At 41.1% G+C, this 12,867-nt stretch carries 15 protein-coding genes; 12 read left to right on the top strand and 3 right to left on the bottom strand.

Features of this window, described 5'->3' with window-relative positions; translation table 11 throughout:
* Positions 1-7 precede the first annotated feature (7 nt).
* Positions 8-793 carry an efflux RND transporter periplasmic adaptor subunit gene (locus RMO68_RS09140; RefSeq protein ID WP_310440439.1) on the bottom strand — a complete coding sequence of 262 codons (786 nt, stop codon included), beginning with the start codon at positions 791-793 and terminating at the stop codon, positions 8-10.
* Positions 793-2,148, bottom strand: coding sequence for a TolC family protein (locus RMO68_RS09145; protein WP_310440440.1), 1,356 nt, complete (start codon positions 2,146-2,148; stop codon positions 793-795). The genes RMO68_RS09140 and RMO68_RS09145 overlap by 1 nt, the downstream gene beginning before the upstream one ends.
* Before the next feature lie 204 nt (positions 2,149-2,352).
* On the opposite strand from RMO68_RS09145, the gene efp reads away from it, so the two are divergent.
* The 5 genes from efp to dnaE are packed head-to-tail and all read left to right on the top strand — an operon-like array spanning position 2,353 to position 8,312.
* Positions 2,353-2,919, top strand: a complete 567-nt coding sequence (gene efp / locus RMO68_RS09150) for an elongation factor P (RefSeq protein WP_310440442.1) — start codon at positions 2,353-2,355, stop codon at positions 2,917-2,919.
* A 40-nt stretch (positions 2,920-2,959) separates the two neighbouring features.
* Positions 2,960-3,526, top strand: a complete 567-nt coding sequence (locus RMO68_RS09155; protein ID WP_310440443.1) for a DJ-1 family glyoxalase III — start codon at positions 2,960-2,962, stop codon at positions 3,524-3,526.
* Positions 3,468-4,265 carry a DUF1566 domain-containing protein gene (locus RMO68_RS09160; protein ID WP_310440444.1) on the top strand — a complete coding sequence of 266 codons (798 nt, stop codon included), beginning with the start codon at positions 3,468-3,470 and terminating at the stop codon, positions 4,263-4,265. Before RMO68_RS09155 ends, RMO68_RS09160 begins: the two co-directional genes overlap by 59 nt.
* On the top strand, positions 4,266-4,712 hold the full coding sequence (locus RMO68_RS09165; RefSeq protein ID WP_310440445.1) for a YaiI/YqxD family protein: 447 nt from the start codon (positions 4,266-4,268) through the stop codon (positions 4,710-4,712).
* 60 nt (positions 4,713-4,772) lie between these two features.
* A complete protein-coding gene (dnaE, locus tag RMO68_RS09170) occupies positions 4,773-8,312 on the top strand; it encodes a DNA polymerase III subunit alpha (RefSeq protein ID WP_310440446.1) in 3,540 nt (1,179 codons plus the stop codon).
* Positions 8,313-8,344: 32 nt separating this feature from the next.
* On the opposite strand, the gene RMO68_RS09175 is transcribed toward dnaE, so the two are convergent.
* Positions 8,345-9,235, bottom strand: a complete 891-nt coding sequence (locus RMO68_RS09175) for a WYL domain-containing protein (RefSeq protein ID WP_310440447.1) — start codon at positions 9,233-9,235, stop codon at positions 8,345-8,347.
* A 246-nt stretch (positions 9,236-9,481) separates the two neighbouring features.
* On the opposite strand from RMO68_RS09175, the gene RMO68_RS09180 reads away from it, so the two are divergent.
* The 7 genes from RMO68_RS09180 (at position 9,482) to RMO68_RS09210 (ending at position 12,849) form a co-directional block, all read left to right on the top strand.
* Positions 9,482-9,754: a multiubiquitin domain-containing protein gene (locus RMO68_RS09180; RefSeq protein ID WP_310440448.1), complete on the top strand. Its 273-nt coding sequence runs from the start codon at positions 9,482-9,484 to the stop codon at positions 9,752-9,754.
* Entirely contained in the window at positions 9,729-10,904 is a 1,176-nt protein-coding gene (locus RMO68_RS09185) for a ThiF family adenylyltransferase (RefSeq protein ID WP_310440449.1), read from the top strand. Before RMO68_RS09180 ends, RMO68_RS09185 begins: the two co-directional genes overlap by 26 nt.
* Positions 10,894-11,304, top strand: a complete 411-nt coding sequence (locus RMO68_RS09190) for a DUF6527 family protein (protein ID WP_310440450.1) — start codon at positions 10,894-10,896, stop codon at positions 11,302-11,304. Before RMO68_RS09185 ends, RMO68_RS09190 begins: the two co-directional genes overlap by 11 nt.
* Before the next feature lie 37 nt (positions 11,305-11,341).
* Positions 11,342-11,590, top strand: a complete 249-nt coding sequence (locus RMO68_RS09195; protein ID WP_310440451.1) for a hypothetical protein — start codon at positions 11,342-11,344, stop codon at positions 11,588-11,590.
* Between the two features lie 113 nt (positions 11,591-11,703).
* Complete coding sequence (locus RMO68_RS09200; protein WP_310440452.1) at positions 11,704-12,264, top strand: hypothetical protein; 561 nt, start codon at positions 11,704-11,706, stop codon at positions 12,262-12,264.
* A gap of 76 nt (positions 12,265-12,340) precedes the next feature.
* Positions 12,341-12,586 (top strand): type II toxin-antitoxin system Phd/YefM family antitoxin, encoded by a 246-nt coding sequence (locus tag RMO68_RS09205; protein WP_310440453.1) that lies wholly within the window; start codon positions 12,341-12,343, stop codon positions 12,584-12,586.
* Complete coding sequence (locus RMO68_RS09210; RefSeq protein WP_310440454.1) at positions 12,580-12,849, top strand: Txe/YoeB family addiction module toxin; 270 nt, start codon at positions 12,580-12,582, stop codon at positions 12,847-12,849. Before RMO68_RS09205 ends, RMO68_RS09210 begins: the two co-directional genes overlap by 7 nt.
* Positions 12,850-12,867: the final 18 nt, after the last annotated feature.

Below are 12,867 nucleotides of genomic sequence, written 5' to 3' on the forward strand. Positions count from 1 at the left end.
AGGACTCCTATTCGATTTCAATAGTGGCGTACATACCCGGATAAACGGTTTGTTTAGCACTGAACGAGACTTTGATTTTAAAGGTATGGGTCATGGAATTGGAACTTGGGATAATCGCACTGACGCGGCCGATTCCGGTATAACCGACTGAGGGGACAGAAACTTTCACTTTTTTCCCGACAGGGACGAGTTTGAGATTGTTTTCTGCCACTTCGACTTCGATTTTGAGGGCATTCAAATCCGATAAAACAATCGCCGGCATTCCCGGCATTGCCATTTCGCCCACTTTGATGTTTTTAGCGACGACGACACCGCTATTAGGCGCGGTAATACGGAGATAGTTGTATTGATTATCGACCTCTTTGAGACGTGCTTTGGCCTGATTGACTTGGCGCTCGCCGATATGAATCATATTTTGGAGGTTCTTTTTGGCAAGCTCAAGATTTTCGACTTCGTAGCGAGAGACCATATCTTGGGCTAAGAGTCTTTTGTTACGCTCTAAGTTCAGTTCGAGATTGGCGTATTGATTTTGGTACATTTGAAGTGAGAGTTCTGCTTGGGCGATTCCCATTTCGACTTGAGTTTTAGCCGAATCGATCTCTTTGGAATCGATGGTATAGAGAAGCTGCCCTTTAGAGACGCGTGAGCCTTCCGAAACATTGACGCTGGTTACAAATCCCATATTACGGCTGGTGATCATCTTTTGATTATCGCTGATAATACTTCCTGATAGGGTAAGACCTGCGGCACTAAGGGTTGAAGCGAGGGCGAGAGAAGTAATCCAAAATTTCATTATTTGACTCCGTTACTAAGTTTTTCGAGGGCAAAAATGCGCTCGTTACGTTGATTTTTGACCATTTGAAGGTTGAGAACTTTTTCAATTTGTTGCGATTGTTTAATAATAACATCACTCATCGATGCGAGATGCTCGTGATAACGACCTTCGTAATTTTTATAGATTTGATCTGCTAACGCCAACTCTTTTTCTAAACTGTTCACTTGAGAATTTAAGCTCTCGATTTCAGTTCGGATTTTATCGTATTGAAGGGCGATCCCTTTTTTAGCGAGTTCGACTTGGGTGGTTGTTTTGATCTTTTCGATACGGGCTTTTTCGAGAGAGTTTTTATCGACTCCTCCGTTAAAGAGGTTCCAGCTGAGTTTTGCACCGATGGTGTAGGCTTTATGATCGTTAAAATCGCCTAAAAAGGTATCATCCGCGCTGCTGGCTTCGGCAAAAGCACCGATTTGGGGGAGAAAAGGGGCATAAGCGAGATCGACCATTCTTTCACGAATCTCTAAACCTTGTGATGCTTTTTTAAGATCGGTATTGTTTGCCAAAACATCCTCTTCACTGATGGCTGAGGCAGGATAGTCGTTTGAGGGAAGTTCGATTTCTGTGACCGGTGTATTGAGCAAGAAACTGAGATAGTGGTAGAGAAGCTTTTTATTCGCTTCCATCTCGGTTAGGCTTCGCTCGACATTCGATTTACGGGCTTCGACTTCGAGGAGATCGACTTTTTTTGCATACCCCTCTTGAACCATCATTTGTGTGGTTCGCTCTAACGTTGAGATGTTTTTATGGATGGTTTTCATGTGGTTGATCGAACTTTGAAGCAATGCCATGTCGTAATAACTTTTACGCAACTCATACCGTTTTTCAGTTTTCATCTGCTCAGAATCGAGTTTTTTAATCTCTTCCATTTTTTCGGCAATATCACCGTAAGCGCTTAATTTTCCGCCGGTGAAGATAGGGAGCATGTAAGTGAGTTTGGTTTGGTAATAATTTTGGTAAAGAGGATAATTGAGGTCTTTTGGTTGTACTCTAAGAATATTGGGATTGCTATTATCAAATTGAGCAAATCCAAAATCTCCGAAATCGGCTTCGCGAGAACTGAGTTTAAAACCGAAGACGTTTCCGGCTTCGTTGGAACGCATAACGTTTTGGGTCAAGTCTAAAGAACCGAAGTTGTACCCTTTAGCGATGGAAGTATCGCTTGAAGCGCTTTGTACGTCGAGGGCGGAACTTTTGATTTCAAGGTTATTGTTTTCCAAAATTTCCAATGCCGCAGGGAGTGATAAACCTGCTCCCATGAGGTGACATGAACCGATGAGAAGCGATGCACTGAAAATACGCGAAAGGGTATTCATAAACAGATTTCCTTAATGATGTATTTGTGATTATAATCTATTGTATAAGGAATATTATACACATTAACGGATTTATTAGAGCTAAAAACCCGCAAAAGTAAATCAAAATCAAGGGTAGAGTCGTACGATAAGTTACATCGGGTTTGAAATTCGGCGCAGTTTCGGGTAAAATTCGCCCAATACAAGATCAGAAAAAGGTTTTTCATGGCAACAATCGGTATGGGCGATATCAAAAAAGGTGTACGTTTGGAGATTACGGGGGTTCCGTATAAAGTAGTTGAATTCCAACACGTTAAACCGGGTAAAGGGGCGGCATTCGTCCGTTGTAAAGTAAAGAGCTTTTTGAACGGCAAAGTGATCGAGAAAACGATTCATGCGGGCGATAAATTTGAAGTACCGAATCTTGTTCACACAACAATGCAGTTTTTGTATGATGATGGTGAAATGCTCCAATTCATGGATAACGAGAGTTATGAGCAATTAGGGCTTTCGTATGAACAATGTGAAGATGCGATGAAATGGATCAAAGACGGTACCAGCGTTCAAATGATCTTCCACAACGGCAATGCAATCAGCGTTGAAGCTCCTGAAATTATGGAACTTAAAATTGTTGAAACTCCACCGAACTTCAAAGGGGATACTTCAAGCGGTTCTAAAAAACCGGCTACTTTGGAAACGGGTGCGGTGGTTCAAGTTCCTTATCACGTATTAGAGGGTGATATCATCCGCGTTAACACCGTCGAGGGTGAATACATGGAGAAAGTAAAATAAGGTATCATTAGCGTCTATGATTTTATAAAAGGAGTCGCTTATGCCACGTGTTTTAGTCCCTATTGCAGAGGGTTTTGAAGAGATTGAAGCCATAAGTATCGTAGATGTCTTGCGTCGTGCGGGCATTGAAGTCATTATGGGGACATTGAATGAAAATCTCCTCGTAAAAGGGGCGCACGGCATTAGCGTTCAAGCTGACTGCCCTATAAAAAATTATAGTGTTGATGATTTTGATATGATCGTCCTCCCCGGCGGTTGGGGCGGGACAAAAGCTTTGGCTTCAGATTCAACTCTCCAAACTTTTCTACAATCCATGGATGCACAGGGGAAAAATATCGGTGCAATTTGCGCTGCTCCGTATGCCCTTTACACCGCAGGAGTTCTCAAAGAGGGATACACGTGTTATCCGAGCGTCGAAGAGCAGATCGAGACGGCAGGATATCGCGGTGATGCCGATGCTGTGGTGGAGAGTGGAAATATCATGACCTCACGCGGTCCGGGAACGGCGATTTGCTTTGGTTTGGCTATTGTCAAAAAACTTGTCGGTGATGAGAGCTATGCTTCTCTACGAAGCGGATTGTTGGCCGATTATTGTGCATCGCTTTAACATTTTTTTACCCCTTTTTCTCTCTCCTTTAGCATGGGGAGAGATCCATTTATCTCCCCGCGAAACGTATACCCAAGAACAAGCGCACGAATATTGTCGAACGTTAGGTTCCTCATGGCGGCAAATGTCGATACAAGAGCTTTTCGATCTCCCCTCCAATGCACCGTTTGCAGAGGGTTCTAGTTATTGGTCATCGAATCGGGGCCCCTCGGACAGTACGGAAATCGGAACGGGAAGTGAAGGCGATGGGGGAATCATCGCAATGGTCGGATACAGCTATTATCCAAAAGAGCGCAACATTACCCTCTCTCCCCCAACGAAACGAATTGCCGCGGCGTGTATCAATACTTCTGAAAAGAAGCAACCTCGAAGTTATCATGTTACCTCAAATGGGACAGAAGATAGAGCTTCAGGAATTCTTTGGCATTCGCTTGATGCAACCGATAAGCGTGCCAAATATACTTTTGAACAAGCTAAAGATCAGTGTGAAAACTTGGCTCTTAATGGGCGTACATGGAGATTACCGAGTCTTGAAGAGTTATACGGCATTGTCGATTATTCTTATTTTCGCCCCAGTGTCGATATGAAGTATTTCGGGGCGATGATGCATCGCTACTATTGGAGTAGTGAGAGTCTCAATGCAACAGAGGGGTATGTCGTCGGTTTCAAACTGGGTTCTGTGGCAACGGTTAATAAAACGGAATCAGCGTATGCACGGTGTGTAAGTGATTTGAATTAGATGAAAATTCTAATAGATGCCGATGCTTTCCCCAATTCTCTAAAAGAGATACTCTTGCGTGCGGTTCTAAAACGTCAGATTCCCACCATTTTTATTGCCAATAAGAAAATCGCTATTCCCGACGTTTCTCATATTTCGATGGAAGTGGTGGCACAAGGCCCCGATGAAGCCGATCACCGTATTGCAGAATTATGTGAGCCGTGTGATTTGGTCATAACCGCCGATATTCCGTTAGCGGATCGTATTGTGAGTAAAGGAGCCGTCGGGCTTGATCCTCGCGGAACGATTTACGATGAGAACAACATCAAACACCTCCTCGCAATGCGCAATCTGATGGAAGAACTCCGTAATAACGGAGAGATTACGGGCGGTCCTTCTGCCATTGGGGAAAAAACGGTGCGGGCATTTGCGGACGGACTTAATAAACTCCTCTCAAAGCGATTGTAAAAGCTCCCCTTTACCCTTTAGGCATTATAATCTTTTTACTTTTTTTCAAGGCATTTTTTTATGAGTACGATCCCCCCGTTTACCCACCTTCATCTCCATACAGAATACTCTTTACTTGATGGTGCAAACAAAATTTCCGCGTTAGCCTCTCGTGTCAAAGAGCTGGGGATGACCTCGGTGGCGATGAGCGATCACGGGAATATGTTCGGGGCGATCGATTTTTATCAGCAGATGCGCGGAGCGGGGCTTAAACCGATTATCGGGATGGAAGCCTACATCCATAACGGGGAAGAGTTAGGGGACAAAACAATCAAACAACGTTTTCACGTTTGTTTGTTTGCCAAAAACGAAGCGGGTTATAAAAACCTCATGTACCTCTCTTCCCAAGCCTATATTAACGGATTTTACTATTTCCCCCGCATTAACAAACAGCTACTGCGTGAAAACTCTGAGGGGATCATTTGCACCTCCGCATGTTTGCAAGGGGAGGTGAACTGGCATCTCAACACCAACAGTGAGCGTAACGTCAAAAACGGAGCGTTAGGGTACGACGAAGCCAAACGGATCGCGTTAGAGTACAAAGAGATTTTCGGGGATGATTTCTACATGGAGATCATGCGCCACGGGATAGCCGATCAACTTTTTATCGACGAGCAGGTGATCCGCATTTCTCAAGAGACGAATATCAAACTCATTGCCACCAACGATACCCACTACACCTATGCGGATGATGCACAGTATCATGAAGCGTTTATGTGCATCGGGATGAATAAACTCTACGATGACCCTAAGCGTATGCGCCACTCCGTACATGAGTTTTACATCAAATCCCCTGAGCAGATGGCGCGGCTCTTTGCCGATATCCCTGAAGCGCTCTATAACACCCAAGAGATCGTCGATAAGTGCCAGCTCGAACTCAAACTCGGAAATCCGACCCCACCGAACTTTAAATTTACGACCGAATATGCCCTCGAAGAGGGGCTAAATATCGAAGAGGATTCGGAGTATTTTATCCACCGTTGCCGAATCGGTTTGGAACTACGTCTCGAACATGTCCCCTCAGAGCGTCATCAGGAGTATCGAGATCGCTTAGAATTCGAGATGCAGGTGATTAATCAGATGAAATTCCCCGGCTATATGCTTATCGTTTGGGATTTCGTCCGTGAAGCAAAACGGATGGGGATCGCCGTAGGGCCGGGGCGGGGATCGGCGGCGGGAAGTCTCGTCGCGTATAGTCTTGAGATAACCGATATCGATCCGATGAAATACGATCTCCTTTTCGAGCGTTTTCTCAATCCGGAACGGGTATCGATGCCCGATATCGATATGGACTTTATGCAGGCACGCCGCGGCGAGATTATTGATTACGTCGTTCGCAAATACGGGCGGGAACAGGTGGCACAGATTATCACCTTCGGTTCGCTGCTCGCCAAAGGGGTTATTCGCGACGTTGCACGCGTTTTAGAGATGCCGCTATCTCAAGCCGACATGATGGCAAAACTGATCCCCGATGAGTTGGGGATCACCCTCAACGGTAAAACCAAAGGGGGCGAGTTCAAACCCGGAGCTTTTCAAAAAGAGCCGAAAATTTCTGAACTGATTGAATCCGATGCTCAAGCGGCGCGGGTTTGGGAGTTCAGTAAAAAACTTGAAGGGCTTAAACGCAATGCGGGGATGCATGCGGCGGGGGTCGTTATCTCTAATGAGCCTCTCTGGAAGAAAACCCCGATCTACAAACCCTCGGGGGAGGAGACGTTCGTCACCCAGTATTCGCTCAACTACCTCGAAGATATCGACCTGATCAAATTCGACTTCTTGGGACTTAAAACCCTCGACGTTATCGATAACGCGATCAAGCTAATCCGCAAGCGCTACGATGTAGAGGTAAACTGGCATAAAATCGATGAGAATGACCCGAAAGTCTACGAGATTATCCAAAGCGGTGACACGATCGGGATGTTCCAGATCGAGAGTTCGGGGATGCAGGATTTGAACAAACGGCTTAAACCTTCCTCATTTGAAGACTTGATTGCGGTACTCGCCCTCTATCGTCCCGGACCGATGGAATCGGGGATGTTAGATGATTTTATCGAGCGTAAACACGGTCGTCAAGAGATTAGCTATACCTTTGATTCTATGGAGCCGATTCTCAAACCGACCTATGGGGTCATCGTTTATCAAGAGCAAGTTATGCAGATCGTACAAACGGTCGGGGGAATGAGTCTCGGCGGGGCGGACATCGTTCGCCGTGCGATGGGAAAAAAGAAAATCGAAGAGATGCAAAAGTACAACAAAGAGTTCAGTGAAGGGGCTGCCAATCAGGGATTGGATTACAAAAAAGCCTCTGAACTCTTTGACCTGATCGAAAAATTTGCCGGATACGGGTTCAACAAATCCCACTCGGCGGCGTATGCGATGGTCACCTTCCAAACCGCGTGGCTCAAAACCTATTATCCGCAAGAGTTTATGGCGGCATTGCTCACCTCGGAGAAAGACAACACCGACAAGGTGGTCAAATACATCGACGAAGCCAAACGGATGAAAATCTTCCTCGGTGCTCCCGATATCAACCACTCACAGCTCGAATTCTCCGCGATTAACAAAGACGGTCAAGATCAAATCCTCTTCGGTCTTGGGGCGATCAAAGGGGTCGGCGAAGCGGCGGTCGAGTCGATCCTCGAAGCACGGAATGAGGGGGAGTTTAAAGATATCCAAGACTTTATCAACCGTATCGAACCCCAAAAAGTGAATAAGCGGGTGATTGAGTGTATCATTAAAGCGGGAGGATTGGATCATTTCGGCTATTCTCGCCGGGCCCTCTTCGATCAGGTCGAAACCCTTGTCGAAACGGCAAAAAAAGGCTCATCTTTGAAAAAAGATGCCCAATTCAGCCTATTCGGAGACGATGAAGAGGTGACGGCGGTCGAATTGAGTCTCGAAAGCAAGGATGAGTTTGATCTCAAAACTCTCCTCGATTTCGAGAAAGACACCCTCGGCTTTTACGTCTCCGGTCACCCTCTCGATAACTTCCGTGAGCAGATCGATGCGATCAACTATACCCTCTCTAGTGAGGTTGAGAACATCGAGGATGGATCGACGGCCATTTTCATCGGGAAGGTCGAAGAGATCACGAAAAAGATGTCGAAAAAAGGGTCACAGTTCGGTCTTGTAAGTCTCATGGACTTCCACGGCAATATCGAAGTGATGCTTTTTTCGGACAAAGTGGATCAGCTTGAAGCGATGGATTTGGATGAGCCGATTGCGTTCAAGGTCAAAGTGACCCATACCGAGATGTTCACCCGTATCAGCGTCAGTAAAATCATGACGTTAGCCGAAGCGAAAAAAGAGGCGAAAAAGGTAGAGACCAAAATCGTCGAAAACCTCCCGCCGCAGGAGCCGTTGCAACTGCGCATCCGCCTCAGCGACAACCTCGAAGCATTAGAGAAACTCTATACCCTCATCCGTCGTCATCCGGGACGCCGTGAGATCCGCCTCACCATCGTCTCGAAACTCGCCGATGTTGTGATCGATTCGGCAATACGGGTGGATAACAAGGTGATTGAAGAGTTAAGCGCCTTAGAAGATGTGGATGTGATCTAATCCCGTCATTCCTACGAAGGTGGAATATTGGATTATGATTGAATTAACTGCTCAAAATTTGATTGAATTTTTGAATAAATTTCTTTTTTCAGTTCAATATTATTTTGGATACTGATTTGAGGCATCCATTGTTGAATAAGACTGATAATTTCTTTAGGATCGTTGTAATACATATTTATCAGAATTGAGTCATCAGAATTTTCTATGAGAAAATCAAAATTTTCTTTTTGTAAAAGTCCTTCTCTTTTGAAGAAATTAGCACAATATTTCATTAGTTTTAGCGTTACAAATCGATCTTTCTCATAAAGCCCATACGCATTACCCATTTTATCTATTTTGAAGTGAGTATCTTTAATGTATTCATGAGGATCTATTTTCGCCATTCCATTAAAGCCTAATGACCGAAATTCACCAACATCTTTTTTATTAATTTCATCATAAGAACAGTATAAATAATATGTAAAACCAGTTGAAATAATTGTGTGAGGTCTAATGTATTTGATTTCATTCGGTTTTGCATTACCAGTGTAATTGATTTGAAGAATACAGTTATGATTAATAGCGATATCACATGAAATAATTTTTTGTGCTAGATTGGATAAAGATGATGTATCAATCATTGGGTAATTCGTAATGTTCGATTTGTTGATTTTCTTTCCAATATCAATAAAGTCATTTTTTATAATATTGTTTCCAATGCTATTTTCGAATAATTTGAAAAATGACTCGTATGAAATATATTTTGGCAATAAATTGACAAATCTATAACCTGATAATTTTTTGTCATAAACAATATCATCTTGATAATTATTAATCGTGTTTTCAATTGTTTTAGTACTAACTTCGAATAATGAAGCGAAATATTCTTTTGAACGAGGTAATGTGTAGAGTTCATGATATATTCTTTTTATTCTATTTTCCATGAGTAACTCCTTTTTAGAAATATATAAATTGTAGCAGAAATAGCCTTTAAAAATAAAATAAAATATTTAATATTTCTGAAATATATATATTATTTAGAAAAATATACGGCTTTATTTTTTAATTTTATTGAATTAAATAGAAATTTATACAATAAAATTTCTAATATATGTAATAATTTTAGAAATTGATGTATAATTTTGCTAACCGGGTTTTTATTCGGCCAAAATTTAATATTGGAGTTACAATTGAGTAACCAAGAAAATAGTAGGGATACAATCCCTGGTCAAGAAAAAGAGTTTACTATTATCATAGATGCTAATAGTTTCATATACACTGAGAAAAAAATCTCATATGAAAAAGTAGTTGAATTGGCAGGAGTACCAGTAGGTGAAAACACTATGGCAACTGTAGCTTATGAGCGTGGTGAACACGGCAAAAGTGGCAATTTAGTAATAGGTAAACCAGTAAAAGTAAAAGAAGGGATGCTTTTTCATGTCGAATCTACAAATCGATCATAGTCCAGATCTTAAACGACTTAGGGATGAAGGTTATACTGTATATATAAAAGGCGGTATATTAGTTGTGGAAGATATTCCATATGTAAATAATAAATGTGAAATTGCTATCGGAACCTTGATATCAACATTGACTCTTCTTGGCGGGCGAGCAAAGTATGATCAAGATCACAAAGCATATTTCATTGGTGATGCACCATGCCATAAAGATGGCAAAGAAATTAGTGAAATTATACATACCAAAGGTACACAAAATCACGGGAACGACATCATATCAAAAATGATGTTCTCTAGCAAGCCTGAAGGCAACTATAGAGATTATCATCATAAGATGACAGCATATGTGGCAATGATATCGTCTCCTGCTCAATCTTTAGATTCGACAGCAACTTCTAAACAGCATAAAGTATTCCAAGAAGTGGATAATGACAGCGCTTTTAATTATCATGATGCTAATTCTAGTCGTTCATCAATCTCACATATTACAGATAAACTAAAGCCTTACAAAATTGGAATTATAGGGCTTGGTGGTACGGGGTCTTATATTTTAGACTTTGTAGCTAAGACACCTGTTCAGCAAATCCATATTTTTGATGGGGATGAATTCTATTCTCATAATGCATTTCGAACACCTGGGGCACCAACAATTGAAGAACTAAATTCCAGTATGAAAAAAGTTACTTATCTTAACGGGATATATTCTAAAATGCATCGAGGTATAACTGCTCATCCTATCTTTATGGATGAAGAACATCTTTCCTTGCTTGATGGTTTAGATTTTATTTTTGTTGCTGTTGATGATGGTAGTATCAAAAAAGCTATCTTTGCACATTTAGATGAAAAAGGGATTGAATATATTGATGTAGGGATGGGAGTGAGTGTTAAAGACGATAAACTCTCAGGCATGTTACGTACAACATCCTTTATAACACCAAGGAGTAAGCATCTTCAAAGTACTCTTAATTATAGTAAATCAGAAGATAATGTTTATGGAAGTAATATTCAAATTGCTGAATTAAACTCTATAAATGCATCGCTTGCTGTTATGGCATGGAAGCAATCTGCAGGATTTTATCAGGTACTTGTCGATGTTGATCAAACATTGTTTACTCTTTCTACAATGAACCTAATTCGGACAGAAAATGCAGCATGAGTTTGTAACCCTTATGCCTAAAAAGTTAGAGGAAGGTGTCTTATATATTTCAATAGAGTATAAAACCGCAACACATTTATGTGCTTGCGGTTGCAGAAGTAAAGTTGTCACATCTATTACGCCGACAGGTTGGACATTGTCCTACAATGGGGATAGTGTGTCACTTAACCCTTCCATTGGTAGTTGGAGTTTATCGTGTCAATCACACTACTGGATCAAAAATGGACAAGTCATTTGGGCGGAGTCGTGGACAAAAGAGCAGATAGATGCTGTTAAACATAAAGATATGGTGGACAAAGCTAAATATTTTAATAATAAAATAGATTTAGTAGAGTCTCAAAATAAGAGTCCAAAATTTAGAACAAAAGTTTGGTCAAAAATAAAAAGCTTGTTTTCTTAAAAAAACAAAGCTTTATTACCAAGAAGGAAGAAATCAAATGGCAACAAATAAGAAAGTAACGAGTGCAACTGCGGCAAAAAATGCTTCTAAAACATTAGCGAGTACAAGTACTGGCTCGAAATCAAAAACTGCTGCGGCAAGTGCTTTGTCTCAAGTAAAAGCTCCAAACAAGCAAACATCAGCAAAGGCGGCTAGTGCGGCGTCAAAGGTTCTTCAAGATGGTAGAACCAGTCAGCAATCGAAGTCTGCAGCTGGGAGTGCGTTAGCGCAGGCTAGAAAAAAGTAAATTTTGCTTCCAAGTAAAAACTTGGGAGTATAAGTTAGTTTTATATTTATTTTGACAGGTTTTGAACGAGGAAAATATTCAGAAAGAGGTTTGTAATGGAGAATAATCTTACGTTGAAAGATGCGAAAAGATCAACAAAAGTTGTATTTTATATTTTTGACAAAATTTTGATCGTTTTATTATTTATGGGAGTTAATTATTATGTTGAAAAAGAGAAGTATTTAGATTCTATTTATAGGGAAGATGCAGATAAAGCTATGAAACAATATGAAAAACTATGGTCTTTAATAGTGAAATATGAATCAATAAAAGAACAAAATATTCAGTATAAAAAAGAATATTACATTTGTCCTGAAAAGAAAAAAGAATTACTTAAAAAAGTTGAAGCAAATGAAAAATCTGCTGATTATGTTTTAGGAGAATATCATCAGTGTAGTAAAGAATCAATGAACTATTTGGATGTAAATATTATTGGAAGAATGAATCTATATGTACAACTATTAGATCCTTATTATGACATTGAAAATAGCTTTTTTGAAGATGATATGTCTGAAGTGCAGAGAAAAAGTACAGCAACTTTATTCACAAATATGAAAAAAGTTTTAGAAGAATTAAAAGCACCACTAAAACAAACAAATATAAGAATGTATATAAATAGTTTATATAAACTTTAATCAGGTTTCAGATGATTACGAATAAAATTTGACAAAACGTACGCTTTTAGGTACGATTTGTGTATAAGGAGCTATTATGACCAAAGTAATTACAGCCAGTCAAGCCCGATCCGACATTTATAATCTCATCGATGAGACGGCACAGAGCCACGAACCGATTATCATCACAGGCAAACGCCACAACGCCGTTATGGTCTCCCAAGAGGATTGGAAGGCGATAGAAGAGACGTTGTACCTCACCTCTATCCCTAATATGGCACAATCGATTATCGAAGCGATGAACGCACGTGATAGCGAATTTAGCGAATCGGTCGAATGGTAGAATACACGATCCTCTATAGCAAAGAGGCGCAGAAAGATGCCAAAAATCTCTCTGCCGCTGGGTTGGCTGATAAAGCAAAAGAGTTGATCGAGATCGTCAAATGTAATCCGTTTCAAACCCCTCCCAGTTATGAAAAGCTCGTCGGTAATCTCAGCGGAGCCTATTCTCGACGAATCAATATCAAGCACCGTTTGGTCTATCAGGTGATCGAAGAGAGCAAAACGGTGAGAATATTGCGGATGTGGAGCCATTATGGGGAATAATAAATTATTTAGGAAAAA

Source organism: Sulfuricurvum sp. (assembly GCF_031427015.1).
Taxonomy (GTDB): Bacteria; Campylobacterota; Campylobacteria; order Campylobacterales; family Sulfurimonadaceae; genus Sulfuricurvum.

Excerpts from the sequence above, each read along its gene's own strand:
- RMO68_RS09165 (WP_310440445.1), top strand. The coding sequence starts at position 4,266 with ATGAAAATTCTAATAGATGCCGATGCTTTCCCCAATTCTCTAAAAGAG.
- RMO68_RS09210 (WP_310440454.1), top strand. The coding sequence starts at position 12,580 with ATGGTAGAATACACGATCCTCTATAGCAAAGAGGCGCAGAAAGATGCC.
- RMO68_RS09160 (WP_310440444.1), top strand. The coding sequence starts at position 3,468 with ATGAGAGCTATGCTTCTCTACGAAGCGGATTGTTGGCCGATTATTGTG.
- efp (WP_310440442.1), top strand. The coding sequence starts at position 2,353 with ATGGCAACAATCGGTATGGGCGATATCAAAAAAGGTGTACGTTTGGAG.
- RMO68_RS09195 (WP_310440451.1), top strand. The coding sequence starts at position 11,342 with ATGGCAACAAATAAGAAAGTAACGAGTGCAACTGCGGCAAAAAATGCT.
- RMO68_RS09185 (WP_310440449.1), top strand. The coding sequence starts at position 9,729 with ATGTCGAATCTACAAATCGATCATAGTCCAGATCTTAAACGACTTAGG.
- RMO68_RS09140 (WP_310440439.1), bottom strand. The coding sequence starts at position 793 with ATGAAATTTTGGATTACTTCTCTCGCCCTCGCTTCAACCCTTAGTGCC.
- RMO68_RS09145 (WP_310440440.1), bottom strand. The coding sequence starts at position 2,148 with ATGAATACCCTTTCGCGTATTTTCAGTGCATCGCTTCTCATCGGTTCA.
- RMO68_RS09205 (WP_310440453.1), top strand. The coding sequence starts at position 12,341 with ATGACCAAAGTAATTACAGCCAGTCAAGCCCGATCCGACATTTATAAT.
- RMO68_RS09155 (WP_310440443.1), top strand. The coding sequence starts at position 2,960 with ATGCCACGTGTTTTAGTCCCTATTGCAGAGGGTTTTGAAGAGATTGAA.
- RMO68_RS09175 (WP_310440447.1), bottom strand. The coding sequence starts at position 9,235 with ATGGAAAATAGAATAAAAAGAATATATCATGAACTCTACACATTACCT.
- RMO68_RS09190 (WP_310440450.1), top strand. The coding sequence starts at position 10,894 with ATGCAGCATGAGTTTGTAACCCTTATGCCTAAAAAGTTAGAGGAAGGT.
- dnaE (WP_310440446.1), top strand. The coding sequence starts at position 4,773 with ATGAGTACGATCCCCCCGTTTACCCACCTTCATCTCCATACAGAATAC.